Source organism: Pseudarthrobacter sp. YAF2 (genome assembly GCF_052113345.1).
Taxonomy (GTDB): Bacteria; Actinomycetota; Actinomycetes; order Actinomycetales; family Micrococcaceae; genus Arthrobacter.
In genome coordinates, this window is sequence record NZ_JBFRDA010000010.1 from 17,913 (window position 1) to 44,137 (window position 26,225).

General features: G+C 67.1%; 28 protein-coding genes and 3 tRNA genes. 22 read left to right on the forward strand and 9 right to left on the reverse strand.

Translation table 11 applies throughout. The annotated features are described in order from the left end of the window. Positions 1-11 precede the first annotated feature (11 nt). The 8 genes from AB4Y79_RS11810 (at position 12) to AB4Y79_RS11845 (ending at position 5,841) form a co-directional block, all read left to right on the forward strand. On the forward strand, positions 12-326 hold the full coding sequence (locus tag AB4Y79_RS11810; protein WP_441861846.1) for a hypothetical protein: 315 nt from the start codon (positions 12-14) through the stop codon (positions 324-326). Position 327: 1 nt separating this feature from the next. Continuing rightward, positions 328-1,464 carry an FAD:protein FMN transferase gene (locus AB4Y79_RS11815; protein WP_441861848.1) on the forward strand — a complete coding sequence of 379 codons (1,137 nt, stop codon included), beginning with the start codon at positions 328-330 and terminating at the stop codon, positions 1,462-1,464. Next, entirely contained in the window at positions 1,457-2,014 is a 558-nt protein-coding gene (locus AB4Y79_RS11820) for a ferric reductase-like transmembrane domain-containing protein (protein ID WP_441861850.1), read from the forward strand. The genes AB4Y79_RS11815 and AB4Y79_RS11820 overlap by 8 nt, the downstream gene beginning before the upstream one ends. After that, positions 2,011-3,267, forward strand: coding sequence for an NADH-ubiquinone oxidoreductase-F iron-sulfur binding region domain-containing protein (locus tag AB4Y79_RS11825; RefSeq protein ID WP_441861852.1), 1,257 nt, complete (start codon positions 2,011-2,013; stop codon positions 3,265-3,267). Before AB4Y79_RS11820 ends, AB4Y79_RS11825 begins: the two co-directional genes overlap by 4 nt. After that, positions 3,264-3,524, forward strand: coding sequence for a ferredoxin (locus AB4Y79_RS11830; RefSeq protein WP_441861855.1), 261 nt, complete (start codon positions 3,264-3,266; stop codon positions 3,522-3,524). Before AB4Y79_RS11825 ends, AB4Y79_RS11830 begins: the two co-directional genes overlap by 4 nt. Positions 3,525-3,553: 29 nt before the next feature. Continuing rightward, complete coding sequence (gene dnaG, locus AB4Y79_RS11835) at positions 3,554-5,488, forward strand: DNA primase (protein WP_441861858.1); 1,935 nt, start codon at positions 3,554-3,556, stop codon at positions 5,486-5,488. 85 nt (positions 5,489-5,573) lie between these two features. Further along, positions 5,574-5,646 (forward strand) — tRNA-Asn (locus AB4Y79_RS11840). A gap of 122 nt (positions 5,647-5,768) precedes the next feature. After that, positions 5,769-5,841 (forward strand) — tRNA-Asn (locus tag AB4Y79_RS11845). An 84-nt stretch (positions 5,842-5,925) separates the two neighbouring features. On the opposite strand, the gene AB4Y79_RS11850 is transcribed toward AB4Y79_RS11845, so the two are convergent. The 3 genes from AB4Y79_RS11850 to AB4Y79_RS11860 all read right to left on the reverse strand — a co-directional run bounded on the left by AB4Y79_RS11850 (position 5,926) and on the right by AB4Y79_RS11860 (position 7,822). Continuing rightward, positions 5,926-6,333: a hypothetical protein gene (locus AB4Y79_RS11850; RefSeq protein WP_441861861.1), complete on the reverse strand. Its 408-nt coding sequence runs from the start codon at positions 6,331-6,333 to the stop codon at positions 5,926-5,928. Between the two features lie 62 nt (positions 6,334-6,395). Next, the gene (locus AB4Y79_RS11855) at positions 6,396-6,575 is read right to left on the reverse strand and encodes a glycine zipper 2TM domain-containing protein (RefSeq protein WP_308931515.1); all 180 of its coding nucleotides are present in this window, start codon (positions 6,573-6,575) and stop codon (positions 6,396-6,398) included. A gap of 23 nt (positions 6,576-6,598) precedes the next feature. Beyond that, positions 6,599-7,822 (reverse strand): multidrug effflux MFS transporter, encoded by a 1,224-nt coding sequence (locus AB4Y79_RS11860; protein WP_441861863.1) that lies wholly within the window; start codon positions 7,820-7,822, stop codon positions 6,599-6,601. A 180-nt stretch (positions 7,823-8,002) separates the two neighbouring features. On the opposite strand from AB4Y79_RS11860, the gene AB4Y79_RS11865 reads away from it, so the two are divergent. The 6 genes from AB4Y79_RS11865 (at position 8,003) to AB4Y79_RS11890 (ending at position 13,248) form a co-directional block, all read left to right on the forward strand. Then, positions 8,003-8,860 (forward strand): phage holin family protein, encoded by an 858-nt coding sequence (locus AB4Y79_RS11865; RefSeq protein WP_441861865.1) that lies wholly within the window; start codon positions 8,003-8,005, stop codon positions 8,858-8,860. A gap of 63 nt (positions 8,861-8,923) precedes the next feature. Beyond that, a complete protein-coding gene (locus tag AB4Y79_RS11870; RefSeq protein ID WP_441861867.1) occupies positions 8,924-9,547 on the forward strand; it encodes a CDP-alcohol phosphatidyltransferase family protein in 624 nt (207 codons plus the stop codon). Continuing rightward, a complete protein-coding gene (locus tag AB4Y79_RS11875; protein ID WP_441861870.1) occupies positions 9,547-10,455 on the forward strand; it encodes a DMT family transporter in 909 nt (302 codons plus the stop codon). Before AB4Y79_RS11870 ends, AB4Y79_RS11875 begins: the two co-directional genes overlap by 1 nt. A gap of 113 nt (positions 10,456-10,568) precedes the next feature. Next, positions 10,569-11,765 (forward strand): glycosyltransferase, encoded by a 1,197-nt coding sequence (locus tag AB4Y79_RS11880; protein ID WP_441861872.1) that lies wholly within the window; start codon positions 10,569-10,571, stop codon positions 11,763-11,765. 75 nt (positions 11,766-11,840) lie between these two features. Further along, positions 11,841-11,914 (forward strand) — tRNA-Ile (locus tag AB4Y79_RS11885). A gap of 143 nt (positions 11,915-12,057) precedes the next feature. After that, on the forward strand, positions 12,058-13,248 hold the full coding sequence (locus AB4Y79_RS11890) for an acyl-CoA dehydrogenase family protein (RefSeq protein WP_441861875.1): 1,191 nt from the start codon (positions 12,058-12,060) through the stop codon (positions 13,246-13,248). Positions 13,249-13,259: 11 nt separating this feature from the next. On the opposite strand, the gene AB4Y79_RS11895 is transcribed toward AB4Y79_RS11890, so the two are convergent. After that, on the reverse strand, positions 13,260-13,847 hold the full coding sequence (locus AB4Y79_RS11895) for a murein hydrolase activator EnvC family protein (protein ID WP_441861878.1): 588 nt from the start codon (positions 13,845-13,847) through the stop codon (positions 13,260-13,262). Between the two features lie 449 nt (positions 13,848-14,296). On the opposite strand from AB4Y79_RS11895, the gene rpsB reads away from it, so the two are divergent. From rpsB to AB4Y79_RS11925, 6 genes are all read left to right on the forward strand, one after another. Beyond that, the gene (gene rpsB, locus AB4Y79_RS11900) at positions 14,297-15,202 is read left to right on the forward strand and encodes a 30S ribosomal protein S2 (protein ID WP_308931507.1); all 906 of its coding nucleotides are present in this window, start codon (positions 14,297-14,299) and stop codon (positions 15,200-15,202) included. A gap of 127 nt (positions 15,203-15,329) precedes the next feature. Further along, positions 15,330-16,166, forward strand: a complete 837-nt coding sequence (gene tsf / locus AB4Y79_RS11905; protein WP_018763429.1) for a translation elongation factor Ts — start codon at positions 15,330-15,332, stop codon at positions 16,164-16,166. A gap of 145 nt (positions 16,167-16,311) precedes the next feature. Beyond that, positions 16,312-17,049, forward strand: a complete 738-nt coding sequence (gene pyrH / locus AB4Y79_RS11910; RefSeq protein WP_441861882.1) for a UMP kinase — start codon at positions 16,312-16,314, stop codon at positions 17,047-17,049. A 126-nt stretch (positions 17,050-17,175) separates the two neighbouring features. Continuing rightward, positions 17,176-17,733, forward strand: coding sequence for a ribosome recycling factor (gene frr / locus AB4Y79_RS11915; protein ID WP_308931505.1), 558 nt, complete (start codon positions 17,176-17,178; stop codon positions 17,731-17,733). Continuing rightward, a complete protein-coding gene (locus tag AB4Y79_RS11920) occupies positions 17,733-18,653 on the forward strand; it encodes a phosphatidate cytidylyltransferase (protein WP_441861885.1) in 921 nt (306 codons plus the stop codon). The genes frr and AB4Y79_RS11920 overlap by 1 nt, the downstream gene beginning before the upstream one ends. A 145-nt stretch (positions 18,654-18,798) precedes the next feature. After that, positions 18,799-19,383: a DivIVA domain-containing protein gene (locus AB4Y79_RS11925; RefSeq protein ID WP_441861887.1), complete on the forward strand. Its 585-nt coding sequence runs from the start codon at positions 18,799-18,801 to the stop codon at positions 19,381-19,383. 21 nt (positions 19,384-19,404) lie between these two features. Here AB4Y79_RS11925 and AB4Y79_RS11930 read toward each other — a convergent pair whose 3' ends face one another. From AB4Y79_RS11930 to AB4Y79_RS11950, 5 genes are read right to left on the reverse strand one after another with little or no spacing between them, the layout of a single operon-like run. Continuing rightward, positions 19,405-20,094, reverse strand: coding sequence for a hypothetical protein (locus AB4Y79_RS11930; protein ID WP_441861890.1), 690 nt, complete (start codon positions 20,092-20,094; stop codon positions 19,405-19,407). A gap of 19 nt (positions 20,095-20,113) precedes the next feature. Further along, positions 20,114-21,586 (reverse strand): sodium/solute symporter, encoded by a 1,473-nt coding sequence (locus tag AB4Y79_RS11935; RefSeq protein WP_441861892.1) that lies wholly within the window; start codon positions 21,584-21,586, stop codon positions 20,114-20,116. Positions 21,587-21,620: 34 nt separating this feature from the next. Then, positions 21,621-21,992, reverse strand: a complete 372-nt coding sequence (locus AB4Y79_RS11940; RefSeq protein ID WP_441861895.1) for a hypothetical protein — start codon at positions 21,990-21,992, stop codon at positions 21,621-21,623. Beyond that, positions 21,989-22,705 carry a LytR/AlgR family response regulator transcription factor gene (locus AB4Y79_RS11945; RefSeq protein ID WP_441861897.1) on the reverse strand — a complete coding sequence of 239 codons (717 nt, stop codon included), beginning with the start codon at positions 22,703-22,705 and terminating at the stop codon, positions 21,989-21,991. The genes AB4Y79_RS11940 and AB4Y79_RS11945 overlap by 4 nt, the downstream gene beginning before the upstream one ends. 33 nt (positions 22,706-22,738) lie before the next feature. Beyond that, the gene (locus tag AB4Y79_RS11950; protein WP_441862162.1) at positions 22,739-23,920 is read right to left on the reverse strand and encodes a sensor histidine kinase; all 1,182 of its coding nucleotides are present in this window, start codon (positions 23,918-23,920) and stop codon (positions 22,739-22,741) included. Between the two features lie 205 nt (positions 23,921-24,125). Here AB4Y79_RS11950 and AB4Y79_RS11955 point away from each other — a divergent pair, with 205 nt between their 5' ends. Together AB4Y79_RS11955 and AB4Y79_RS11960 are read left to right on the forward strand one after the other, a co-directional pair. Next, on the forward strand, positions 24,126-24,506 hold the full coding sequence (locus tag AB4Y79_RS11955; protein ID WP_441861899.1) for a DUF485 domain-containing protein: 381 nt from the start codon (positions 24,126-24,128) through the stop codon (positions 24,504-24,506). Beyond that, positions 24,503-26,119, forward strand: coding sequence for a solute symporter family protein (locus AB4Y79_RS11960; RefSeq protein WP_441861902.1), 1,617 nt, complete (start codon positions 24,503-24,505; stop codon positions 26,117-26,119). Before AB4Y79_RS11955 ends, AB4Y79_RS11960 begins: the two co-directional genes overlap by 4 nt. The last annotated feature ends 106 nt before the right edge of the window (positions 26,120-26,225 follow it).

Sequence of the window (26,225 nt, forward strand, 5' to 3'; positions counted from 1 at the left end):
GGGAGCAGGTCATGAGTACTCGCAGCAGGGGCAAGCGCCTCGCCACCGGGATTACCGTGGCGGTGGGCGTGGGCAGCGTCGCAGTTGCCGGCGCCAGCGCGGCCGCCGTGTACGCCGCCACGCCTTCCGTGATCGCCAGGACCACACCCGCAACTAACACCGGCACCCAGGGCACCACGCCGAAATCGGGCGGGTCCACCAGTTCCGGCAGCGACGGCTCCGGAAGCCGGCAGGACGGCACGCGCCGTTCCAAGAGCTACGGCAGCACCACACCGGTCCAACCCGGAAACGGCAGCAAGGTCCACGGCAGGTCCTCGGGGTCCTGAGATGAACGCTCCTGACACGCTCGGTTCCGGCATGAACGGTTCCGGCATGACCGGCAGCTCGACGGCGGAACGCGGGACGGCGGCGCAATCCAGCTGGACGGTCTGGGAGCTTGAGGCTTTCGTCACCGTCACCGACGCCGGTTTCCTGGCGGACGCGGAAGAGATCGTCCGCAACGTGTTGGCCGCCGTAGACGCCGCCTGCAGCCGATTCCGCAGCGACTCGGAACTCATGAGCCTTCAGCCCCGGATGGCGCACGGCGTCACGGTCAGCCCGATGTTCCGGCTGCTCCTGCAGCGGGCCCTGGACGCCGCGGCGATGACCGGCGGCGACGTCGACCCCACCCTCGGAGCGGACCTGGCCGCCCTGGGCCACGGCCCGAAGGGGAACGGCACGGCAGGGATCCACAGCGTGCCGGTGCAGGCACTGGCGAACGCACCGGCGCGAACTCCCGCACCGCCGTCGGCTGCCACCCCGGAACATCCGGTGCCCCGGGCACCCGGCTGGACCAGGCTGGGCCTGGACTCCATGACCTTGACCGTGCCGGCCGAACTCCGGCTGGACCTGGGCGCCACAGCCAAGGCGGTGGCGGCGGACCTCGCTGCCGCCGAAGTGCACCAGCGGCTTGGCTGCGGGGTACTGGTGGGGCTGGGAGGAGACCTGGCCAGCGCAGGACAGGCGCCGCAGGCGGACGGCAAACCCGGCCAGTGGCAGATCCTGGTGCAGGACCTTCCCGTCGACCCCGCCCAACACATCTCCCTGGCGCCCGGATACGCCCTGGCCACCTCCAGCACCCAAAAGCGCCGCTGGAAGCACCAGGGAGCCGACGTCCACCACATCCTTGACCCGCGCTTCGGGCTCCCGGCCGAGCCCGTCTGGCGTTCTGTGACAGTTGCCGCGCCCACGTGCCTGGAAGCCAACGCCTACAGCACGGCCGCCATTGTCCGCGGCCACGCAGCCGTGGACTGGTTCCGGGCCGAAGACACCGCGGCCCGCCTCGTGGACAGCCGCGGCCGGATTGTCACCACCGGCGGCTGGCCGGCTGAAAGCCCCCGCCCCACCGGCACCGGTTCCACCCCAGCGGACGCGCAAAACCGGGCAGCCGGCCCCGGCGCCGCAGGGGGTGCCCGCCATGGATGAGGCAATGTGGGCCTTCGGCCGGGTCAGCGGCTTCATCTCCCTGGCCCTGTTCACCGCGTCCGTGCTGCTGGGAATCCTCAACAGGTCCGGACGCCCGTTGATGGTACTGCCGCGGTTCTCCATCAGCCTCCTGCACCGGAACATCGCCCTGCTCGCAGCCGTCTTCCTGGGTCTCCACGTGGGCTCCCTGCTGCTGGACTCCTTTGCCAAGCTCAACCCGGTGGACATCGTCGTTCCCTTCCTGGGCTCCTTCCAGCCGTTCTGGCAGGGGCTCGGCACAGTGGCCCTGGACCTGGTCCTGGCCGTGGTGGTGACTGGGTTGCTGCGGCACAGGATCGGGCAGCGGACCTTCAAGGCAGTCCATTGGCTCAGCTATGGCATCTGGCCGGTGGCCATGGCGCACGCCCTCGGAAACGGCACCGACGCCTCCAGCGGCTGGTTCCTGCTGCTTGCCGCGGCATCAGCAGTGGCCGTGGCCGCAGCGCTGCTGTGGCGGCTGTCCCCGACATTTCTTGAAACCTCGACTGCCAGGCAAGGAAACCTCCCGTGAGCCAAGCCCGAGACACCTACCAGCCGACGCCGCCGACCGCGGCACGGCAGGAACCGCGCCTCCTCGCGGCCGGCCCGGATGCCGGCTGGGACCAGCACCTGGCCACTTTCGGGCCCTTGGACGCGGACGCCGCCGCACCAGGGTTGCTTGACGCACTCGCGGCGTCGGGGCTGACCGGCCGGGGCGGGGCCGCTTTCGAAACGTGGCGCAAGGTGACCGCGACGGCGGAATCGGGCCGGAAGGGCCTGTTTGCGTCCCGGCCGGTGCTGATCGCCAACGGCGCCGAAGGCGAACCACTCAGCTTCAAGGACCGGACCCTCCTCACCCATGCACCGCACCTGGTCATCGACGGGCTGCTCACCCTGGCATCAGCCCTGGGCGGGGCAAGCATGTACGTGTACGCGCCGGCAGCCGGACTTCCCCGCGTCCGGCAGGCCCTCGCCGGGCGTCCCGGCACCAAGCGGGTCCGCGTCGTGGAGGCACCGGAAACGTTCATCTCCGGCGAGTCGAGCGCCGTCGTCAACATGATTGCCACCGGAACGGCGGTGCCCCTTGACCAACGCCGGCGTCTCAGCGAGTCGGGCCTGAATGGCCGCCCCACGCTGGTGGTCAACGTCGAAACCCTGGCCCAGGTTGCCCTGATCGCCCGCTACGGGGCGCACTGGTTCCGCGAAGCGGGGACAGCCGCGGATCCGGGGACCCGGCTGGTGTCCGTCTCCGGCCCCGCCCCGGTCAGGGACGTGGTGCTGGAGGTGCCGGGCGGGGTGGAGCTGTCCGCCGTCCTCAAGGAAGCGGGGATGGATCCGGCTCCCTTGTCCGCCGTCCTGGTGGGCGGCTATCACGGCCGCTGGGTACGACCCGCTGCCCATGTGCTCTCACCGGCGGGGCCGGTGGCCGGGACGGCGCGGCCCGGGGCAGGCGTGATCCATGCCCTGGATCCGAACTCCTGCGGCATCCAGGCGACTGCCCGGATCCTCACCTACCTCACCAACGAATCCGCCAGGCAATGCGGACCCTGCATGTTCGGCCTGCCGGCCATGTCGTCCGTCCTCAACCGGATCGCCGGAGGGGAACGCAATCCCCGCCTCGCCTCCGAACTGGACCGCCTGGGGAGGCTGGTCTCCGGACGCGGAGCGTGCCGGCATCCGGAGGGGACCACCGGGCTGGTCAGCAGCGCCCTTGAGGTCTTCGCGGCGGACTTCCGTGCACACCTCGCCGGCTACTGCGCAGCCCCGGGAGGGGTGGCGGCATGACCACCATCCTTCACATCGACTGGACCAGCTGTGACGGCCGCGGCCTCTGTACGGAACTGCTTCCCGGCGTACTGGACCGGGATGACTGGGGCTACCCGGTGGCGCGCGGGAAGGCGGGCCGCGACCGGACGGATGTTCCGCTGCGGGACGCCGACCGGGAAGCCGCGCAGGAGGCGGTGTTCCTCTGCCCCAAGCTGGCCCTGAGCCTCCAGGAACGGACGGGGTCCCCACGCGAAAGCCGGAAGCCTGGCCGTTAAAGCCCGGCCGGTGACACTAGGATTGCTGTGTGGCTGGGCTGATTAAACGTGAAGATATCGACGAAGTACGCCAGCGCACGGACATCAAGGAAGTTGTTGACGGCTACGTCACGCTCAAAGGCGCCGGGCTGGGAACCTGGAAGGGCCTGTGCCCCTTCCACGACGAACGCTCGCCGTCCTTCACCGTCCGCCCCCAGGTAGGCCGCTACCACTGCTTTGGCTGCGGCGAGGACGGCGACGTCATCGCCTTCGTCCAAAAGCAGGACCACAGCTCCTTCCATGAAGCGGTGGAAAAGCTTGCCGCCCGGATCGGCTATGAGCTGCGCTACGAGGACGGTGGAACCGGCCCCAACCGGGAAGAAGTGGGGCGGCGGCAGCGGCTGCTGGACGCCCACAAGATCGCCGACGAGTTCTTCCGCGCCCAGCTGCTCACGCCCGGCGCCGCCGAGGCCCGGAACTTCCTGCACGGCAGGGGCTTCGACCGGGCCGCAGCCGAACACTTCGGCTGCGGATACGCCCCCCAAGGCTGGGACGCGCTCCTGAAGCACCTCCGGGGCCGCGGCTTCACCGACGCCGAGCTGAAGCTCACCGGCATCTTCTCGGAGGGCAACCGCGGCATCTACGACCGCTTCCGGGGCCGCCTCATCTGGCCCATCAAGGACATCGCCGGCGACACCATCGGCTTCGGGGCCCGCAAGCTTTACGACGACGACCAAGGCCCCAAATACCTCAACACCCCCGAAACCACGCTCTACAAGAAGTCCCAGGTCCTGTATGGAATCGACCTCGCCAAACGCAGCATCGCCAAGGACCGCCAGCTGGTGGTGGTGGAGGGCTACACGGACGTGATGGCCTGCCACTTGGCCGGAATTACGACGGCGGTGGCCACCTGTGGCACGGCGTTCGGCACCGAGCACATCAAGATCGCCCGCCGGCTGTTGTCCGACGACGGCACCGGGGGAGAAGTGGTGTTCACCTTCGACGGGGACGCCGCGGGGCAGAAAGCGGCCCTGCGGGCGTTCGAGGAAGACCAGCGCTTCACGGCCCAGACCTATGTGGCCGTTGAACCCACCGGAGCCGATCCCTGCGACCTGCGCCTGAGCCGCGGCGACGAAGCCGTGCATGCCCTCATCCAGTCCCGCCGGCCGCTGTTCGAATTCGCCATCCGCACCACGTTGAAGCAATTCAACCTGGACACCGTGGAGGGCCGGGTGCAGGGCCTGAAAGCGTCCGTGCCCGTGGTGGCCGCCATCCGGGACGCCTCCACCCGGACGGGCTACTGCCAGGCGCTGACCGGCTGGCTGGGAATGCCGGACCCCAACGAGGTGCTTCGCCTGGTCACCGCGGCCGTGAAACGGGGAGACACGGGCCGTCCGGCCGCCCCGGGCCAGCAGCATGCCGGCAACCCCGCCCAGCCGGGTGCCGCCCGGCCCGGCGGCCCCGGCGTTGCTGCCGGGCCGTCGTCGGGCGCTGTCCCTTCCTTCCACCGGCCGGACCCGCGGGATCCCGTGGCCTCGATGGAACGCCAGGCCCTGGAGGTGGCGCTCCAGCAGCCGGCGTTGCTGGCCGGCGCAGTCTGGGACCGCTTCGCTGACGCACGGTTCGCCACGCCCGCCTTCCAGGCCGTCCACGACGCCATGCGCGCCACGGGCCCGGGGCAGGCGGCCGGTGATCCGGTGCGCTGGGTGGAACACGTGATGCATGAAGTTCCGGAACCCCTGCGGCCGCTGGTCTCGGAGCTGGCCGTGGTGCCGCTGCCCGCCCATACGGAGGAAGCCGTGCTCAAGTACTGCCGCGACATCCTGTCCCGCCTGTTCGAACTGCAGATCACCCGGGTCAAGGCAGAGAAGATGGGGCAGCTGCAGCGGCTCGATCCGGCTGCGGATCCGGAAACCTACCAGCGGCTCAACCGTGAACTGATGATGTTGGAAATGGAACGCCGGGCCCTGCGCGCCGAGGCGTAGCGGCACCGAAAGCCGGCGGCCGGGCCGGGGAGCGCCCCGATTTCGTTTCCGCCGCAGGTGTTTGCTAGGCTAATACCCGCTTCATTCCTCCTTAGCTCAATTGGCAGAGCATTCGACTGTTAATCGAAGGGTTGCTGGTTCAAGTCCAGCAGGAGGAGCGCCCGTCCCCGTTCCGGCCTCCGGAACGGGGACTTTTCTTTGCCGGAGGGGCTGTTTGGGCCCGGGATACCGCCGATTTCCCTTGGGCCGGAATCCTTTGCTAATGTCATACCTGCTTCATTCCTCCTTAGCTCAATTGGCAGAGCATTCGACTGTTAATCGAAGGGTTGCTGGTTCAAGTCCAGCAGGAGGAGCGCAACGGAAAATCCCTGTTCCTCCAGCTGGAGGAACAGGGATTTTTTCTTTCCGCGGGCACATGTTCAAACGCAGTCGCAGGTTTAGACGAAGTCCATTTCCACCTGCAGGAATCTTTCGGCCTCCGCGATCGCCGCGTTGAAGGCCTCTTTTTCCGTAGGCGACCTCCGGGGCTGGCGCGGGTTCCATTCGTGCGGCGCCGAGTGGATGCGGACAAAGCCGGCATCCGGCGGGGCGTAGAAAATCCCGAACCGCTGCACCGGCCACTCCGGCGAGGTCTCCGGAGCCACCAGCAGGGCCGCGTTGAAGGCGGGATTGAACCACTGGGCGATGGGCCGGCGGCGGTCCTCGGTGAACAGCCCCGCGGCGTAGAGCGCCGCTGACTGCTGCCCGGCCTGGGCACACAGACGCTCCCACCACAATGGCAGGATCCGGGCGTCGCACCGTTGCCATGTGGCCGGAAGTGGCGGTTGGTTCTGCCAGTTGGGCACGGCAACATTTTATCGCGTGAAGGCACCCTAGGGCAGGGAGCCGCGGCCCCCGCCGGGCCCGGTCAGCGCCGTTTCCGGGAACCCGGGTTGATCCGGTACAGCAGCGCGGCACCGGCCAGCGTCCCCAGGATGATGCCCCAGGCGGGGTTGCCCAGGGCCCGGCCGGCAAAATAGCCGACGACGGCGCCCAGCACGGCTCCCAGGAAGAGTCCCCGTCCGTTGCGGTGCGGTTTCCGGCTCATCGGGCGCCTTTCCTGGTCGACTTTTAGTGGATGGACGGGACCGTGCGCGGGCGGACAACCAGCCACAGTGCCGCGATGGCCAGCAGGATGCACGCGGCCTGGACCGAACCCATGGGTGCCGCGCTGGTAATGCCGAGCCAGCCCACCACGGGGGAGATCAGTCCGGCCATGAGGAACGTGGCCGCCCCCAGCAGTGACGCCGCCGTCCCCGCCTGGGCCGCATGCCCGGCCAGTGCCAGCACCTGGACGCAGGGGAACATGAAACCCGTACCCATGATGTAGAACCACAGCGGGATCATCACCCCCCACAGCCCCAGCCCCAAGCGGTCGAATACGACGATCAGCAGGGCCATCAGGAACATCCAGGCCGTGGCGCAGGCCAGGATCCACTGGGGCGGGACAATTCGGATCAGGCGCGAACTGGTTTGCACACCGGCCACGATGCCCAGGGAGTTGATGCCGAAGAGCAGCCCGTACTGCTGGGCGGAGAACCCGAACACGTCCTGGAACAGGAAGGGCGAAGCCGACAAGTAGGTGAAGAGGCCGCCGAAATTGAACCCGGCCACCATGAGAAGGCCCACGAAGATCCGGTCGCTGAAGAGCGCTTTGTACCGCTGCCGGGCCGTCATGCCGCTTTGGCCCCGCTTCTCCGGCGGAAGGGTCTCGCGCACCAGGAGCCGCGCGGCAACGATGACCAGGGTTCCGTAGCTGGCCAGGAACACGAAGATCCCCGGCCAAGGCATCACCAGCAGCAGCTGGGAGCCGATCACGGGTGCCAGGATGGGCGCCAGGCCGTTGACCAGGGCCATCCGGGAGAACATCCGCACCATGGCGTACCCGGAGAAAAGGTCACGCACCATGGCCATGGCCACCACGCCGCCCCCGGCGGCGCCGACCCCCATCAACACCCGGAAGATCCCCAGTGTGGTGATGTCCGCGGACAGGGCCGCACCCACTGATGCGGCGATATGCAGGGCGGTGGCAAGGATCAGGGGGATCCTGCGGCCAAACTTGTCGCTGAAAGGCCCCACCACGAGCTGCCCGAACGCAAAGCCCACGGTGGTTCCGGCCAGGGTCAGCTGCACCTGCGCCTCTGTCACGCCAAGGCTTGCCTCCAGCGCCGGAAAGGCCGGCAGGTAAAGGTCGATCGTAAATGGACCCAAGGCAGTCAGGGCGCCCAGGAGGAGGATGTACAGAAGCTTCCGGCGGCGGGTCAGCAGGTCGCCTGGATTGGGGGCATTGGTCACGGTCACCAATCCTAGGCCCGGCCGGGAAGGATTTTCAGCGTTGTAGGCCGCGCCGCCCGGCAAGCCCCGGAGTTCGCCCTGAACCTGAATGATAGTTTGGGTGGCGTGGACTGTGCGGCTGCACATTTCCATAGCACAACGGAAGCATTATCGACCCAGACGACCAGTAAGGCGGAACCGATGAGTGGACGTCACAGCGGGCGCACCAGTCCCGGATTGCGCATCACCGCGCTGCCCGGGACGGCAAGACTCCTATTCCGGTTGGCCCCCCGCCAGCTCAATGACGAGATCGCCTTCGCCAAGATCGAACTCAAGCGCAAGGGCATCCAGGTGGGGGTGGCGGCAGCCTTCTTCGCCATCGCCCTGGTCTTCGTGGCGTTCCTGGTGGTGGGCCTGATTGTCGCCGCCATCATGGGCCTGGCCACCATCATGCCCGCCTGGCTGGCAGCGCTCCTGGTGTCCGCCGCCTTCCTGGTCATCGCCCTGGTTGGCGGCCTGGTGGGCCTTGCCAGGTTCAAGAAAGCCATGCCGCTGATGCCGGAAGAAACTATCCGCGGCATCAAGTACGATCTCGGCGTCGCCCGCGAAGGATCCGCCTTCAACCCCGCCGTCCTGGATCCGGACAGCCCGGAAGCAAAGGCCGCGAAGGCTGCCAAGGCCGAGGCCGCCGCCAAGGCGAAGGCCGGGAAGGAAGCCAAGGCCGCCCAGCACGACCAGGAGTTCCCGCACGCTTCCGAACCGGAGCTGGTGCGCCGGCTCAGCCAGCGCCGCCACCACCTCACCGAGGTCCGGGATGAACTCGGCACGGAATTGGACCTCAAGACGCAGGCCCGGTACCTGCTGGCCGCCGCCCAGGTCAAAGCCCGGGAAGGCCAGGTGCTCGCCGCCCGCGCCGCGGACACGGCAGGACAGCGGTTTGCAGCCGTGGCAGAATCCGCTGACCTGGCCCGGCGCTGGAGGCCGTTGGCCGCCCTCGCAGCCGCCGGCACCGTCCTGGTGGTCCTGCTCCGGAGGCTTCTCCGCTCCAACCAGGCCTGAACAGGCCTGGAACGCACAACCGAAAGACCGCGCTGCGGCGCAACAGCAAGGAGAGGGGGACGGGTGAGGTTCATTGGTGCAGGCGCCCGCCCCGGCCACCCCCTGGTGGACCACGACCGCGTGTTCACCATCCCCAACCTGCTCACCGTGGTGCGGTTCATGGGCGTTCCGCTCTTCATCTGGCTTGTCCTGGCCCAAAGGGAGTACGGAGCCGGGGTGATCGTCCTGGCGGTCATGGCCGGAACGGACTGGATTGACGGCTACATTGCCCGCCGTTTTGACCAAGCCTCCAAGCTCGGCCGCGTCCTCGATCCCATTGCGGACCGGCTGGCACTGCTTGCCGTGGCCGTCACCCTGGTGATCGCCGGCGTCGTGCACTGGCTCTACCTCGCCGCGCTGGTGGTCCCTGACGCGATCCTGCTGGTCCTGACGCTTTCCCTCTTCCACGGCCATCCCGACCTCCCGGTCAGCGTCGTGGGAAAGGTCAGGACCGGGCTCCTCCTCCTGGGAACGCCGCTGCTGCTCCTGTCCCGCCTGGACACCGGTTTCGCCGGCCAACTCCTGGCCGCCGCCTGGGTGGTGCTGGGCCTGGGCCTGGTGGGCCACTGGATTGCCGCCTACAACTATTTTTGGGCCATGCTGCGCAAAGGCCGTGAAGTGGAGCAACACAACGGCGGTAACGGCTGATGGTGTGGATCGCCGTCGCCCTGGCGGTCCTTGGCGCCTTCTGCCTGGCCCTCGGTGCCCAACGGCAGGGGAGCGCCGTCAAAGCCGATACCGGCGGCCTCGCGCTGAGCTCCAACGGTTTCCTCCGCCTGCTGCGCAACCCCCGCTGGATTTTCGGGCTCCTGTTGTTGTGCCTGGGCATGGCCATGAACGCCGTCGCCCTGGTGTCAGCCCCGCTGACCGTGGTGCAGCCCATTGGCGCCATTGCCCTGGTGATCACCACGGTGGTCAATGCCCGGGACCAGGACCTCACCATCAACCGTGCCACCGCGGTGTCCATAGCGGCCTGCGTCACGGGGTCGGCGCTCTTTGTCCTCCTTGCGGTCAACGTCACCCAGGAAAGCCACCACGTCAGCCTCGCAGACGAGCTGACCATCGTGCTGCTGCTTGCCCTCGCGGTGGGCCTGTTCGGCACGCTGGCGGTAACGTTCAAGCACCGCATGAACGCTTTCGTCTACATCCTTGGCGCCGGTATCCTGTTCGGCTTCGTGGCGGTCCTCACCCGGATCATCGGCAAGCACCTGCTGGACCCCAACGGGCTGTTCCTGCTGAACGTGCAGTGGTACTCGGTGGTGGCCATCATCGCTGCGGGCGGCCTGGGCTCCTGGTTTGTCCAGAGCGCGTACTCCACCGGCCCCCCGGACCTGGTGATTGCCGGACTCACGGTGGTCGACCCCATGGTGGGCATAGCCATCGGCATCATCATCCTGGGCGAACTCCGCCCCGACGTCCACGCGGTCATGGCCATCGCGATGGGAACGGCGGCGTGCCTTGCTATCGTTGGGGTTATCGCCCTCTCCCGGCACCACCCGGAGGTCACCAAGCGCAAGAAGGACGCGCGGAAGGCCGCCGGCAAAACGACCCAATAGCCCATTCCCGCACATCCCAAGCAATCCCACGAGGCCGTGAGCCAACTGCGCCGGCGGCCAACCGTGCAGTCAGTTCCACGCTGCCCGCACCGTGACCATCAGGAGTACTCCACATGACCACGCCAGCCGACCAGCGCCCCCTGACCATCCTGATCGCGGCGGACACCTATCCGCCGGACGTCAACGGCGCGGCCCAGTTCGGATACCGGCTGGCCAAGGGAATGACTGCCCGGGGACACAACGTCCATGTCCTGGCCTCCCGCGACACCAAGGGAAAGAGCTTCACCGAATTCCGGGGCGAAGCGACCGTGCACCGGCTCCGCTCGCACAAGGCGTTCACCCACGAGACCTTCCGCCTCTGTTTCCCCTGGGAAATCAAGGGAGAAATCAGCCTGCTTTTCGACCGGGTCAAGCCGGACGTGGTGCACATCCAAAGCCACTACATGATCGGCGAGCACGTCCTCTATGAGGCCGTGAAACGCGGCATCCGGGTAGTGGCCACCAACCACTTCATGCCGGAGAACCTCAACCCGTTCCTGCCGTTCCCGCAGTGGTTAAAGGACATCATCGGGCGGGTCTCCTGGAAGGACATGGGCAAGGTCATGGGCCAGGCGGACGTCGTCACCACGCCCACGCCGCTGGCCGCCAAGGCCATGCACGAGCACGCGTTCCTGCGCAAGGTCCTGCCGCTGTCCAATGGCATCGACTCCGCCGCCTACGAGCTGCAGCCCGGCGAGCACATCGAACCGCATGCCAACCCCACGGTGCTCTTCGCCGGACGCCTCGCCGAGGAAAAACACGTCGACGTGCTCATCGAGGCAATCGGCAAGACTCCGGCGGAGCTGAATGTCCATCTGGAGATCGTGGGCGGCGGCGAAGTGCGGACCGCCCTTGAGGACCTGGTGCGGCGGCTGGGCCTTGGCGGCAGGGTGAAGTTCCTGGGGCTCGCCAGCGACGACGAACTCCGCAGGGCATACATCGCGGCCGACCTCTTCTGCATGCCCGGAACCGCCGAACTGCAGTCGCTGGTGACCCTCGAGGCCATGTCTGCCTCCACCCCCGTGGTCCTTGCCGACGCCATGGCGCTGCCGCACCTGGTGCGCGATGGCGAGAACGGCTACCTCTTCACGCCGGGTGACAGTGACGACCTCGCCAAGAAGATCACCCAGGTCCTGGAACTGCCCGAGGACGAGCGGCGCGCCATGGGCCGGGCCAGCCGACAGATGGTAGAGCCCCACAGCATCCAGGGCACGCTGCAGACCTTCGAGGACCTCTACCGCGGCGCCACCTACGAGGACAAAGTGGTCTGAACCCTTTCCCGGGTTTGCTAGAGTGTTTTTGCCCTGCTGGAGCGTGGCGTACGCTCCAGCTCCCAAGGGCCGCTGGGGGCTATAGCTCAGCTGGTTAGAGCGCGGGACTCATAATCCTAAGGTCCTCGGTTCAAGTCCGAGTAGCCCTACCGCCGTGGAAAAGCCGCGGCCGACAATCCTTGTCGGCCGCGGCCTTCTTGGTTAACGGGGTACTCTCAGGTATGTTACTGGTCAGTAACATACCTGCCGGCCACCGCGGCCTGGTTACCACTGATCACCAAAGAAGGTACTGATGCCCACCTCGGCCGTTGATCCCCACGAGCTTCCCTACGCCGACGGCGACTTCTTCGCCTTCGAGCAACTCCTCTCCGACAAGGAACGGGACCGGCTGGCCGAAGTCCGGGACTTCCTGGCACGCGAGGTCCGTCCGATCGCCGTGGACTGCTGGAACCGCGGGGAGTTTCCGATGGACCTGGTGCCCAAGCTCGCCACCGTGGACCTGGTCAGCCCCGTCCGGCGGCAGGGCTACTCCAACCTGTTCGCCGGCTTGCTGCACGCCGAAGCCACGCGGGCCGACGCCTCCATCGCCACGTTCCTGGGCGTGCATGACGGGCTGTTCACCGGTTCCATCGAATTGCTGGCGTCCCGGGAGCAGCAGGACGAGTGGCTGCCCGACATTTACGCACTGAAGAAGATCGGGGCCTTCGGCCTGACTGAACCGCTGGGCGGCAGCGACGTCGCCGGCGGGACGCGCACCACGGCACGCAAGGACGGCGGCCACTGGATCCTCAATGGCGCCAAGCGGTGGATCGGCAACGCCACCTTCTCTGACTGGGTGGTGGTGTACGCCCGCGACGAGGCGGACAACCAGGTCAAGGGCTTCATGGTGGACACCGCGCTGGCCGGCTTCAGCGCGACAAAAATCGAGAACAAGATATCCCTCCGAACCGTCCAGAACGCCGACATCGTCCTGGATAACGTGGCGGTCCCGGAGCACTTCAAACTCGCGAACGCCAACAGCTTTCGCGACGTCAACAAAGTCCTGAAGGTTACCCGCCTGGCCGTCGCCTGGCAGGCCGTGGGACTTCAACTGGCGGCGTTCGACGTGGCCCGCCGCTATGCGGTGGAGCGTCAGCAGTTCGGACGTCCGCTGGCCTCCTTCCAGCTCATCCAGGACCAGCTGGTACGGATCCTCGGCAACGCGGTCAGCTCCATGGGCATGATGGTCCGCTTGTCGCAGCTGGAGGATGCCGGCGTGGCCAAGGATGAGCAATCCGCGCTGGCCAAGGCCTTCACCACGGCCCGCATGCGGGAAAGCGTGGCTTTGGGGCGCGGAATTCTTGGCGGCAACGGGATCGTGACCGACTTCGAGATGGCCAAGATCTTCGCCGACGCCGAGGCCATTTACTCCTACGAGGGCACGGCCGAGATCAACACCTTGGTGACGGGCCGCGCTGTCACGGGTATCTCAGCCATCGTGTGATCTGCTGCCGGCTACGGTCCTCCGGCCAGCGGGAGCAGGATGGACGGGCGCAGGTCCAGGATGAACTGCAGCGGATTGACGTACTCATCCCCGTCCCTGACGCCCCAGTGCAGGCACTGTGCAGCACGGCAATGTCCAGGCAGCGCCGTGCCGATCACCTCGCCGGCGCCCACCGCAGCCCCCACTGCCAGTGTGCTTTCCACCGGTTCGAAGCTGCTCCGCAGGCCGTCCCCGTGGTCGATGGTGATCACGGGCCGGTCCACCACGACGCCCACGAAACTCACCGTTCCCGGCGCAGGGGAGAGGACGCCGGTGCCGCCCGCCGTGAACCCCAGGTCCACGCCGCGGTGCCCGCTGAGCCAGGGTTTTGGCGGCGGATCGAAGCTCCGGAGCACGGGCGGCCGGGGAGCCAGCGGCCAGCGCCAGGAAGGCCTGGCACCTGCCTCGGCAGCCGTCGTCGTGCTTCCCTGTTGGTGTACTCCCGGGATGCCGGCGTCTGAGGCGACGGCCGGAACGGACCTGACCGGCGGAGGCTGCCCGGCCGAAGCCAGGGACGCCGGCAGCAGCAGGAGGGCGGCCAGGAGGACTGGTGGTTTCATGCGACCAGCCTGCCCGGGGGTAAGACATGCCGGCAGGGCACAAAACGGCTATGTGGATAAGCTGCCCGGGGGTGCCTGGACTGTCCGGCGCGCAGGGGCGCCTGTAGTACACTTGATGGAGCAGTTTGCTGCGCCCTCAACGCTTCCCGTCCCAGTGGTTCACCTTCGCGGTACATGCCCCTGTCCGGATTGCGTCGGCACATCTCATTCAGGAGTGTGGGGGAGCAGCGGCTGACTACGCGCATCCAGCCCTCCGGGAGCCAACGCCACGGCGTTGCCCATGGAGGTCCGGGGTTCCTGCGGTCAGGGCTTTGGCCCTGATGGGAAAACCGGAGGATGCCAGGAGCACGGCCCGTCCGGGCCACGCTGATCAACCGTCAACTATTGGCAGGGTAAGAAACCCCAGGGGTTTCTCATGAATGACCTGCCGGAAAATAAGGAGCGTCGGAATGCCCGTCGTAACCATGCGCCAGCTGCTTGACAGCGGCGTCCACTTTGGACACCAGACCCGCCGTTGGAACCCGAAGATGAAGCGTTTCATCTTCACCGAGCGCAACGGCATCTACATCATCGACCTGCAGCAGTCGCTGTCCTACATCGACCGCGCTTACGAGTTCGTCAAGGCCACTGTTGCCCACGGCGGCACCGTGCTGTTCGTCGGCACCAAGAAGCAGGCCCAGGAAGCGATCGCAGAGCAGGCAACCCGCGTGGGCCAGCCCTACGTGAACCAGCGGTGGCTCGGCGGTATGCTGACCAACTTCCAGACCGTCGCCAAGCGCATCCAGCGCATGAAGGAACTCGAAGAGATCGACTTCGACGACGTCGCCGGTTCCGCGTACACCAAGAAGGAGCTGCTGCTCCTCAAGCGTGAACTGACCAAGCTCGAGTCCAACCTCGGCGGTATCCGCAACCTGACCAAGGCTCCGTCCGTGCTCTGGGTTGTCGACACCAAGAAGGAACACCTCGCCGTTGACGAGGCCAAGAAGCTGAACATCCCGGTTGTTGCCATCCTGGACACCAACTGCGATCCCGACGAAGTCGACTTCCCGATCCCGGGCAACGACGACGCCATCCGCTCCGTGAACCTCCTGACCCGCGTTGTCGCCGACGCCGTCGCCGAGGGCCTCATCGCCCGCAACAACCGCGGCACCGGCACCACCGAAGCTCCGGAAGAGCCCCTGGCCGAGTGGGAGCGCGAGCTCCTCGAAGGCAACAAGGCAGAAGCCGCTGCTGCTCCGGCCGAGAACGCCGAGGCTCCGGCCGCAGAAGCACCCGCTGCTGAGGCTCCGGCCGAAGAAGCTCCCGCTGCTGCTGAGGCTCCCGCTGCTGAGGCTCCCGCCGAAGACGCCAAGTAAGACACGTCAATCCGGATTCTCCGCGCTGTCCGCAGCCGGAGCTGCTGACAGGATGGCAGCCCACACCCGTGGGCTGCCGTCCTGTCGGTCCGTACACCACCAAACATTTCTAGACAGAGGGGTTCACATGGCGAACTACACTGCCGCGGACATCAAGGCCCTGCGCGAGCGCACCGGCGCCGGCATGATGGACGTCAAGAAGGCTCTTGACGAAGCCAACGGTGACGCCGAGAAGGCCATCGAGATCATCCGCATCAAGGGCCTGAAGGGCGCTACCAAGCGTGAAGGCCGCTCCACCGCCGAAGGCCTGGTGGCCGCAAAGGTCAGCAACGGCGTCGGCGTCATGATCGAGGTCAACTGCGAGACCGACTTCGTTGCCAAGGCTGACAAGTTCATCCAGCTGGCCGACAAGGTCCTGGCCGTCGCTGTCGAGTCCGGCGCTGCCGACCTCGAAACCCTGCTCGCCACCGATGTCGACGGCAAGCCGCTGTCCGAGGTCGTCGTCGAAGAGGGCGCCATCCTGGGCGAGAAGGTTGTGGTCCGCCGCATCTCCCGCATCGAGGGTGCAACGGTGGATGCTTACCTGCACAAGACCTCCAAGGACCTCCCGGCCCAGGTCGGCGTGCTGTTCGCCGTTGACGGTGAAGGCGAAGCCGCAGCCACCGCTGCCCACGACGTCGCCGTCCACATCGCAGCAATGGCTCCGAACTACCTCACCCGTGAGGACGTTCCCGCCGATCTCGTTGAGTCCGAGCGCCGCATCGCCGAGGAGACCGCCAAGGCTGAAGGCAAGCCCGAGGCAGCCCTCACCAAGATCGTCGAAGGCCGCGTGACGGGCTTCTACAAGGGCGAGGTCCTGGTAGACCAGGCATTCGCCAAGGACGCCAAGAAGTCCGTGGCACAGATCCTCGAAGAGGCCGGTGTCAAGGGAACTGCGTTCACGCGTTTCCGCGTCGGCTCCTAGTCGAAACTGCAAGGGGTGGCCACTTCGGTGGCCGCCCCTTTTGCATGCGCCCAATCCGCTGGAATCGCAGCGGCAAGCGCGGCCGGTTCCGAGCAGTGGACCCGGCAGGATACCCTTTTTTCAGAATCACCAACGGGAAGGCATCATGGAAGCCGTCAACACTGACATGCATTCAGAGAAGAGCAAGCGGCGGGTCCTCCTGAAGCTCTCCGGCGAGGTCTTCGGCGGCGGGAAACTGGGTGTCGACCCTGAGACCGTCCGCGACGTCGCCAAGCAGATCGCGGCGGCGGTTCCGCAGGTTGAAGTGGCCATCGTGGTGGGTGGCGGCAACTTCTTCCGCGGCGCCGAACTGTCCCAGAGCGGCATGGACCGCTCGCGCGCCGACTACATGGGCATGCTGGGAACTGTCATGAACTGCCTCGCCTTGCAGGACTTCCTGGAGCAGGCAGGAGTGGAAACCCGGGTCCAGAGCGCCATCACCATGGGCCAGGTGGCCGAGGCCTACATTCCGCGCCGCGCCATCCGGCACATGGAAAAGGGGCGTGTGGTCATCTTCGGAGCCGGCGCCGGCCTGCCCTACTTCTCCACGGACACCGTAGCCGCCCAGCGGGCCCTGGAAGTCCACGCCGACGTCGTCCTGATGGCCAAGAGCGGGGTGGACGCCGTCTACACGGCAGACCCCAAGAAGGACCCCAACGCCGAGCGCCTGGAGACTCTTAGCTACGACGATGCGCTGCGCCGCGACATCCGGGTCATGGACCAGACAGCCATGACCATGTGCAAGGACAACGATCTGTCGATGGTGGTCTTCGGCATGGAGGGTGAAGGCAACGTCACCCGCGCCATCCTTGGCGAAAAGCTGGGCACGCTGGTCAGCGCCTAGCTCCGGCTAGGATGATTTCAGGACAGTTCCGTCCCCGCCCGCGACGGCGGGGACGGAAGCGGCAACACAGAACCACGTGAGTGCAACCGGCGCCACCGGACTGCACCAGAACCGTCAGGAGAGACCGTGATCGAAGAAACCTTGCTCGAAGCCGAAGAAAAGATGGACAAGGCCGTAGAGGTAGCCAAGGAAGACTTCGCTTCCATCCGCACCGGCCGCGCCAACCCCGGCCTCTACAACAAGGTCCTGGTGGAGTACTACGGCTCGCCCACACCGCTGCAGCAGCTGGCATCGTTCGCCATCCCGGACGCCCGCACCATCCTGATCACCCCGTTCGACAAGACCGCCCTGCGGGACATCGAACGCGCCTTGAGCGATTCCGAGGTTGGCGCCAACCCGTCCAACGACGGCAACGTCATCCGGATCACCATTCCTGAACTGACCAAGGAACGCCGCAAGGAATACGTCAAGATCGTCAAGACCAAGGGCGAGGATGCGAAGGTCTCCATCCGCAACATCCGCCGCAAGGCCAAGGAAACCCTGGACCGCCTGGTCAAGGACGGCGAAGCCGGCGAGGACGAAGGCAGCCGGGCCGAGAAGGAACTGGACGGCCTCACCAAGGCCCACGTGGACGGCATTGACGAGCTGCTCAAGCGCAAGGAAGCAGAGCTGCTCGAAGTCTGATGGGCCAGGCAGATCAGGCCCCCGCTTCACGGGCCCGCACACGGGGGAAGCCGCCCAGGAGCAACCCGACGCCTAAGGCCGGGCGGAACCTGCCCGCTGCCGTCGTGGTGGGCCTGGCCATGCTGCTGGGCGTCCTGGGCGGCCTGCTGTTCCTCCCGCTGGCATTCGTAGCCATCGTGACGGCCTTCGCCGTCTTCGGTGTCTGGGAAATCTACCGGGCGCTGGAGGCCAACGGGACCAGGATGCCCATCGTGCCGGTGATGACCGGCACCGTGGCCCTTCCGTTCGCGGCTTACTTCGGTGGCATTGAGAGCCAACTGTTCGCCCTGCTGCTCAGCGCCGTGGCCGTCCTGCTGTGGCGTTCGATCGAAAGCGCCGCGGGTTCGGCCAACAGCATTTTCGCCGGCGTTTTCACGCTGGGCTGGGTTCCGTTCTTCATCAGCTTCGCGACACTGCCGCTGCACGCGGCCGGGACCATACCCCTGGGGCTGTGGCCAGGCGGCCTCGCGCCCATCGGCGCCTGGGAGATTGCGGTCATGCTGCTGTTGGTGGTCTCCAACGACACCTTCGGCTACCTCGTGGGAGCCTCCATCGGGAAGCACCCCATGGCGCCGAAGATCAGCCCCAAGAAGTCCTGGGAGGGCTTTGCCGGGTCGGCCGCTGGCGCCATGCTGATCGGCGTCCTGGCTGCCATCTTCGTGCTGGACAAGCCGTGGTGGGTAGGTGTGGTCCTCGCGGTGGGAACCGTGGCCGCCTCCACCGCCGGGGACCTGGCCGAGTCCATGGTCAAGCGTGAACTTGGGGTCAAGGACATGAGCAGCATCCTGCCCGGCCACGGCGGAGTGATGGACAGGCTGGACTCCATTGTTTTCGCCTCACCCGTGGCCTTTATCCTGTACGGACTCGTGGCCGGCGCCTGATTGAGGCACGTGGCACGGGGCTGCGAAGGAACGGCCCCTGCCCGGGCCCACATGACACACACAACGGGTCCGGACGGTTTCACCCTCTCCGGCACCTTAAACTGGTGCGGAAGCACTCCGGCTGAAGAGCATTGAAGGAATCGAAGTGGCATTGGACATTCATCGGCAGATCCCTGCGTCCTTTGAGCGCGTGCAGCGCAGTGAGTACGGCTACAACGCCAAGCAGGTGGACCAGTTCCTGCAGCGGGCGCGGGTCTCGCTGGAAACCCCCGAAACCGCCGGGGACCCCGTCAAGAGCTCCGACGTCAGGTCCGTGTCCTTCGACCCCGTCAAGGGCGGCTACTCCGCCGCCGTGGTGGACGCCGCGTTGGACCGGCTTGAGGACGCTTTCGCCCGCCGCGAGCGGGATGAGCTGATTGCGGCCCGCGGCGAGGAAGCCTGGCTGCGCGAAATCGGAAGCCTCTCCGGCATCCTCAGGGGACGGCTGCACCGGCCGGACGGTGAGCGGTTCCGCCGGCCCACCAAGAAGAAGGCCCGCAGCTACAACACGGCCGACGTCGACCGGTTGTGCCGCGAACTCGTCGCCTACCTGGAGCAGGACAAACCCCTGAGCGTGGACAGCGTCCGGCGCGCGGTATTCCGTCCGGCCGTGGGCCACGACGGTTACGAGGAATCCCAGGTGGACGCCTTCCTGGACCGCGTGGTCGAGCTGATGGCGGCCATCGACTGACCGTCAGGTGCAGCGGGCCGGTCAATCCCCTTCCGGCGGGGTGGGGGAGAGCGGCCTGAACCGCCGCCACACGTCGCGGTAGCTGCGGTTGCCACGCACCGCGGACACCGCCAGGAACCCGGCCCCGCATACCGCTCCCGTTACCGACGCCGCTCCGATACCTGCACCCGCGAGTGTCACCAGCAGGCCGGCAAGGATGGCAATCAAGGCAGCGTTCGCCGTCGTCATGAAAATCATGCTGCTCCCGGCCACGTGGCTGAAAGTGCCCCGGTTCCCGAAGAAATAGTACGTTTGGACGGAGCCGGCCTCGTCGTCGTGGTGGGACGCCATCAAGTACTGGGCCACGCCGGGGTCAAGGTCAACGTACGCGGCGCGCAGCCGGTTCATGGCCGTCACGTACATGAGGTCCTCATGGGCCACGTTCATGACCCGCAGCTGGGTCAGCAGGCCAATCGCGGTATCGATGAACAGGACCACCACGGCCAGCAGCACAAAGGCGTCCGAGAACCCCGTCGCCTGGCCCACCAGGGCAACACTGACCACGCTCGCGGAGGTGAAGGTCAGGAACATGCTGATCCGTGTCAGCACCTCGCTTTGGGCGGTGCTCCGCGACGCCAGCAGGCCCCAGTGCTCGGTGGCCAGCAGCTGCGCCCGCACGGACGCGGGGACTGCGCCTTGCCGGCGGCCCGGGCCGCCGTCCTCGATGGACATGGCGTTATTGTCCTCCCGATCACCGTCCGGTTGCCAGCGGCCGTTCCGGGGTGTGGAGGCGGGTCATGGTCCGCGGCATTGTGGCGGGAACACGGTTGGCCGTGGCCCGGGAAACGAGGACCATGACGGCGAAGGCCGTGGGCACGCTCCAGGCCGCAGGCTGGGCGAGCCACGCCGGCGTCTGCCCCGAACCGGCCAACGCCAGCGAGCCGGCGATCATCGCCCCGCCACACAGCACCCCGCCCGTCACCATGCCCGCGATGGCTCCGGTGTCCGTCAGCCCGCGCCACCAGATGCCCAGCAGCAGCACGGGGCAGACCGTCGAGGCGGTGAACGCGAACACCAGTCCCACGCTTCCGGCCAGGGCAAGGGAATCGGTCATGAGGGCAAAGCCCAGCGGAACGACGGCGGACACGACGGCGGCGAGCCGGAATCCCCGCACGCTTCCACCCAGGACGTCCTGGCTGATGACGCCGGCCAGGGAGACCACCAGGCCGGAGGTTGTGGAGAGGAACGCCGCGAAGGCCCCCGCCACCACCAGGGCGGAGAGCAGGCTGCCGGCCGTACCGCCAACGAATTCGCCGGGCAGCCGCAGGACCATGGCGTCCGGCTGGCCCGAACGGGCCAGGTCCGGGGCGAACATCCGCGCCACCAGGCCGTACGCGGTGGGGAACAGGTAGAACACCGACAACAGTCCCAGGACGATCAGCGTGGTACGCCTGGCCGTGTGCCCGTCCGGATTGGTGTAGAAACGCACCAGCACATGCGGCAGTCCCAGCGTGCCGAAGAGCAATGCCACCAGCAGGGAAATGTTTTGGTAGGGGCCGGCGGGGGGCGCCCCCGTGGGGTTGGTGGCGGCCAGGGCCAGCGGTTCCGTCCCGTGCCCGGCCAGCACGAAGGCGATGAACAGGAAGGGCACGGCAAGGGCGGTCAGCTTGAGCCAGTACTGGAACGCCTGGACGAACGTGATGGACCGCATGCCGCCGGCCACCACGGTGAGGCACACCACCACCACGACAGCCACCGAGCCCACCCAGGACGGCAGGCCCGTGGTGATGCGGATAGTCAGCGCCGCTCCATGCAACTGGGGCACGATGTACAGCCATCCGACCATCACCACCACCAGGCTGGTGACCCTTCGGACGGTCCGTGACGCCAGCCTGGACTCGGTGAAGTCCGGGATGGTGTAGGCCCCGGACCGGCGCAGCGGCGCGGCGACGAAGAGCAGCAGCATCAGGTAGCCGGCGGTATAGCCCACCGGGAACCATAAGGCGTCGGTCCCGGACAGCAGGATGAGTCCGGCCACGCCAAGGAAGCTGGCAGCGGACAGGTATTCGCCGCCGATCGCCGACGCGTTCCACCAGGGCCGGACCGTCCGGGAGGCGACGTAGAAATCCCCGGTGGTGCGCGAGATCCGCAGCCCGTAGAACCCGATGATGGCCGTGGCGAGGGACACCACCGTGACCGCTGCGACGGCGACGCCGGCGTTCACTGCTGCCCCACCGGGCCGTCCTCTGCAGCCGTGTTCACTGTTCGCCGGCCAGGTCGCGGTAGCGCGCTTCGTTGCGGGCCGCCGTCCTGACGTACAGCCAGGCGCTCAACCCGATCACCGGGTAGATCCCAATGCCCAGCAGTAGCCAGTCGAAGGGGATGCCGGCGATCCGCGTGTCGGCCAGGCCGGGAACTGCAATCAGGATCAACGGGAACGCGGCCAGGATCAGCAGGAAGCCGCCGGCCACCACCAAGGCCAGCCGCAGCTGCGACCTGATCAGCGACCGGACGAATACCTGGCCCACCTCGGAGTCCTGGGCGGCTTCGCGCGATTCCAGCGGGCGGGGTCCGCCCCGCCCCGCGTTGCCCGGGGAGGCGTGCGGGGCAGTGACCCGGACCCTGGTCATGCGTGCGGCCTGATCCGGGTGGCTTCGAGCTTCTCGCGCACGAGCGGCAGGTGGCGCCGGCTGATGGGCAGTCCTGCCCCGGCGACGGTCACCCGGGGACCGTCGGCAGCCAGCTTCATCGAGGACACGTGCTTCAGCGCCACCAGGTAGGAACGGTGTGTCCGGATGAAACCGGCATCCGCCCACTGCTGTTCAAGGTCGGCCAGCGGAACCCGGATGAGGTAGCTGGCGTCGGCGGTGTGCAGGCGGGCATAGTCGCCCTGCGCCTGCACGTACGTGACGTCGTCGCGCCGGATCATCCTGGTGGTCCCGCCCTGGTCCACCGTGATCATCTCCGGTGCGCTGCCGCCGTCGCGCAGTTCGCTGATCCGCCCGACGGAGCGGGCCAGGCGCTCGGTGCGGACGGGTTTGAGCAGGTAGTCGACGGCGGCCAGTTCAAAGGCGGCCAGGGCGTGGTCCTCGTCGGCGGTGACGAAGACAACTGCCGGCGGATTGCTGCTCCGGGCAATGAAACCGGCGATGTCCAGGCCGGACACGGCGGGCATGTGGATGTCCAGGAAGACGGCATCGACGCCGCCGGCGGCCAGGGCTGCAAGGGCTTCCGTACCGGACGTTGCCCGCAGCACCTTGCCGATGCGCTCATCCCTGCCGAGCAGGAAGGCCAGTTCCTCAACGGCGGGCAACTCATCGTCAACGACGAGGACGTTAATCATGCTCCTAGGGTACTTCCAGGGGCGGGGGCCGCCTCACGCATCGTGGCCGGGCTGGGACTTCGGCACCCGCATGGTGATCAGTGTTCCCTCACCCGGCGCCGTTTCCACCACCAGCCCGTGATCGTTGCCGTACACCTGCCGGAGCCGGGCGTCCACGTTCCGCAGCCCCACATGGTCCCCGTCGGTGTGGCCCGCCAGCACGGACCTGAGCTGTTCGGGATCCATTCCCACGCCGTCGTCTTCGATGGTTACCTCGGCGAAGGCCCCGGCGTCCTCGGCAGTGATGCTGATGTGTCCTGGCCCCTCCTTGGCCTCGAGCCCGTGCCGGACGGCATTTTCCACCAACGGCTGGAGGCTCAGGAAGGGGATGACGGTACTGAGGACCTCGGGGGCAATGCGCAGGCTGACCTGGACACGTTCGCCGAACCGGGCCCGCTCCAGCAGCAGGTATCGGTCGATGCAGCGGAGCTCCTCGGCAAGGGTAGTGAAGTCCCCGTGCCGGCGGAAGGAGTACCGGGTAAAGTCCGCGAACTCCACCACCAGCTCCCTGGCCCGCTCCGGGTCCGTGTTGATAAAGGATGCGATGGCGTTGAGCGAGTTGTAGATGAAATGCGGGCTGATCTGCGCGCGCAGCGCCCGCACTTCCGCCTCCATCAGCAACGTGCGGGACGCGTCCAGCTCCGCCAGTTCCACCTGCACCGCCACCCAGTCGGCCACTTCCCCTGTGGCCCGGACCAGGCCCGCGCCGGCCGCCGGCGCGAACGCCGCCACCGCCCCCACCACCCGGGCGCCGGCCCGCACCGGTGCGATGACGCCGGCAAGGTGGCCTCCGGTTCCTTCCGTGCCTGCCGGGAGCACGGCGGCCCGGCCCGATTCCAGTACCCCGGCGGCGAGCTCCATCAGCCGCGGCCTGATGTCCTCGGCTCCGCCGTCCCATGCCAGGACGCCGGATGTGTCCGTGATGGCCAGGGAGTCACAGCCCAGCAGGGAGCGGAGCTGGCGGCTGGCTTTCGCCGCGCCTGCCGGGTTCAGCCCGCGGCGCAGGTGCTGGCCGGCCTGGGAGGCGGCGTGCAGCGTCTGGTAGGTGGCGCGTTCGGCGTCGGTGCCCAGCTCCCGGAAGGAACGGAGCACCTTCAGGCCCACGCCGACGACGACGGCAATGGCCATGGCGATCACCGCCACCGCCGCGGCGGTCAGGAGGGGGGAGTCCGGCATGGTGCCCAGCGTAGCGGCGGGTGCCGTTTGCCGCAGCATCGCCGCCGTTGAGCGAGCCCGCGCGGTGAAGTTCTGGAATGCGGACCGGACAGGCCGCAGAGTGATTGCAGTCACATCCGCGGTTTCCCTGGCAGTGTCCCCGGCGGTCTTCCTGCCGAAGGCCCTGCCGCCCGGTGTGTACCGCACGACTCAATGAGGAGGAACGATGGGTAACGAGGCCCACACTCCGGACGCAGCGGCGTCCGTGGACTTTGAACAAGTCCAGTCGACCGGGCAGTTCCAGGAACTGCGCAAGCGTCACCGCAGCTTTGTCTTCCCCATGGCAGTGGCCTTCCTGCTGTGGTACTTCGCCTACGTCCTGCTCGCCGATTACGCGGTGGGATTCATGTCCACCAAGGTATGGGGCAACATCAACGTCGGCCTGATCCTGGGCCTGCTCCAGTTCGTCTCGACGTTCGCCATCACCGGCTGGTACGTGCACTACTCCAACAAACGGCTGGACCCCATCGCCTCGGAAATCAGGCACGAAATCGAGGGGCACGAATTCGATAAGGACGGAAACCGAGTGGGCGGAGCCAACAAATGATCGCAATCCCAGCTGCGGTGGACGTCGCCGCCCTCAAGGACACCACCCTCTTGAACATGGGCATCTTCGGCCTGTTCGTGGCCGTGACCATGGTGATCGTGTTCCGAGCCAGCCGGAACAACAAGACCGCCGCCGACTACTACGCCGCAGGGCGCTCGTTTACCGGTTCGCAGAACGGCACCGCCATCGCCGGTGACTACCTGTCGGCAGCATCCTTCCTGGGTATCACCGGGGCCATCGCCATCAACGGCTACGACGGGTTCATGTACTCCATCGGCTTCCTGGTGGCCTGGCTCGTGGCGCTGCTGCTGGTGGCTGAACTGCTGCGCAACACCGGCAAGTTCACCATGGCGGACGTGCTGTCCTTCCGGCTAAAGCAGCGCCCGGTCCGGATCGCCGCCGCCATCTCCACGCTCGCCGTCTGCTTCTTCTACCTGCTCGCCCAGATGGCCGGCGCGGGAAGCCTGATCTCCCTCCTGCTGGGCATCAGCGACTGGGGCGGACAGGCCCTGGTGATCATCGTCGTCGGCGCCCTCATGATCATGTATGTCCTGATCGGCGGCATGAAGGGCACCACCTGGGTCCAGATCATCAAGGCCATGCTGCTGATCGCAGGCGCCGCCGTCATGACGCTGTGGGTCCTGGCCATCTACGGCTTCAACCTCTCCGCCCTGCTGGGCGGCGCCGTGGAGACGGCCAACAACCCGGCCGTCCTCAACCCGGGACTGCAGTACGGCAAGAGCGACACCTCCAAACTGGACTTCATGTCCCTGGGCCTGGCCCTTGTCCTGGGCACGGCAGCGCTGCCGCACGTCCTCATGCGTTTCTACACGGTTCCCACGGCCAAGGAAGCCCGCAAGTCAGTGGTGTGGTCCATCTGGCTCATCGGCATCTTCTACCTCTTCACCCTGGTCCTGGGCTACGGTGCAGCGGCGCTGGTTGGCGCGGACACCATCAAGTCCGCTCCCGGCGGCGTCAATTCCGCCGCACCCCTGCTGGCGTTTTACCTGGGCGGACCGCTGCTGTTGGGCTTCATCTCCGCGGTGGCCTTCGCCACCATCCTGGCGGTGGTGGCCGGCCTGACCATCACGGCGGCGGCATCGTTCGCCCATGACATCTACGCCAACGTCATCGCCAAGGGCAAGGCCGACGCCGCCACCGAAGTCCGGGTGGCCCGGCGCACCGTGGTGGTGATCGGCATCCTGGCCATCCTGGGCGGCATCTTCGCCAACGGCCAGAACGTGGCCTTCCTGGTGGCGCTGGCGTTCGCCGTCGCAGCATCGGCGAACCTTCCCACCATCATCTACTCGCTGTTCTGGCGGAAGTTCACCACCCAGGGCGCTATCTGGAGCATGTATGGCGGCCTGGCCTCGGCGATCCTGCTCATCGTGTTCTCCCCGGTGGTTTCCGGGGCTAAGACCTCGATGATCCCGGGCGCCAACTTCGCCCTCTTCCCGCTCAGCAACCCGGGCATCGTGTCCATCCCCCTGGCGTTCCTGCTGGGCTGGCTGGGCACCACACTGGACAAGCGGCGGGAGGATCCGGCCAAGCAGGCCGATGTGGAAGTGCGCTCGCTGACGGGTATCGGCGCCGAGAAGGCAGTGGACCACTAACCGCCGCGCCGACCGGAAACCGGACGAGCCTCCATGCCGCTGGGTGCGGTGTGGAGGCTCTTTTGGTTGCCGGATTGTTGGTGGGCTACGGCGCGGTGGGGTTCCC

Excerpts from the sequence above, each read along its gene's own strand:
- AB4Y79_RS11810 (WP_441861846.1), top strand. The coding sequence starts at position 12 with ATGAGTACTCGCAGCAGGGGCAAGCGCCTCGCCACCGGGATTACCGTG.
- AB4Y79_RS11815 (WP_441861848.1), top strand. The coding sequence starts at position 328 with ATGAACGCTCCTGACACGCTCGGTTCCGGCATGAACGGTTCCGGCATG.
- AB4Y79_RS11820 (WP_441861850.1), top strand. The coding sequence starts at position 1,457 with ATGGATGAGGCAATGTGGGCCTTCGGCCGGGTCAGCGGCTTCATCTCC.
- AB4Y79_RS11830 (WP_441861855.1), top strand. The coding sequence starts at position 3,264 with ATGACCACCATCCTTCACATCGACTGGACCAGCTGTGACGGCCGCGGC.
- AB4Y79_RS11855 (WP_308931515.1), bottom strand. The coding sequence starts at position 6,575 with ATGAGCCGGAAACCGCACCGCAACGGACGGGGACTCTTCCTGGGAGCC.
- AB4Y79_RS11865 (WP_441861865.1), top strand. The coding sequence starts at position 8,003 with ATGAGTGGACGTCACAGCGGGCGCACCAGTCCCGGATTGCGCATCACC.
- AB4Y79_RS11875 (WP_441861870.1), top strand. The coding sequence starts at position 9,547 with ATGGTGTGGATCGCCGTCGCCCTGGCGGTCCTTGGCGCCTTCTGCCTG.
- AB4Y79_RS11880 (WP_441861872.1), top strand. The coding sequence starts at position 10,569 with ATGACCACGCCAGCCGACCAGCGCCCCCTGACCATCCTGATCGCGGCG.
- AB4Y79_RS11890 (WP_441861875.1), top strand. The coding sequence starts at position 12,058 with ATGCCCACCTCGGCCGTTGATCCCCACGAGCTTCCCTACGCCGACGGC.
- AB4Y79_RS11895 (WP_441861878.1), bottom strand. The coding sequence starts at position 13,847 with ATGAAACCACCAGTCCTCCTGGCCGCCCTCCTGCTGCTGCCGGCGTCC.
- rpsB (WP_308931507.1), top strand. The coding sequence starts at position 14,297 with ATGCCCGTCGTAACCATGCGCCAGCTGCTTGACAGCGGCGTCCACTTT.
- tsf (WP_018763429.1), top strand. The coding sequence starts at position 15,330 with ATGGCGAACTACACTGCCGCGGACATCAAGGCCCTGCGCGAGCGCACC.
- pyrH (WP_441861882.1), top strand. The coding sequence starts at position 16,312 with ATGGAAGCCGTCAACACTGACATGCATTCAGAGAAGAGCAAGCGGCGG.
- AB4Y79_RS11920 (WP_441861885.1), top strand. The coding sequence starts at position 17,733 with ATGGGCCAGGCAGATCAGGCCCCCGCTTCACGGGCCCGCACACGGGGG.
- AB4Y79_RS11930 (WP_441861890.1), bottom strand. The coding sequence starts at position 20,094 with ATGTCCATCGAGGACGGCGGCCCGGGCCGCCGGCAAGGCGCAGTCCCC.
- AB4Y79_RS11940 (WP_441861895.1), bottom strand. The coding sequence starts at position 21,992 with ATGACCAGGGTCCGGGTCACTGCCCCGCACGCCTCCCCGGGCAACGCG.
- AB4Y79_RS11945 (WP_441861897.1), bottom strand. The coding sequence starts at position 22,705 with ATGATTAACGTCCTCGTCGTTGACGATGAGTTGCCCGCCGTTGAGGAA.
- AB4Y79_RS11950 (WP_441862162.1), bottom strand. The coding sequence starts at position 23,920 with ATGCCGGACTCCCCCCTCCTGACCGCCGCGGCGGTGGCGGTGATCGCC.
- AB4Y79_RS11955 (WP_441861899.1), top strand. The coding sequence starts at position 24,126 with ATGGGTAACGAGGCCCACACTCCGGACGCAGCGGCGTCCGTGGACTTT.
- AB4Y79_RS11960 (WP_441861902.1), top strand. The coding sequence starts at position 24,503 with ATGATCGCAATCCCAGCTGCGGTGGACGTCGCCGCCCTCAAGGACACC.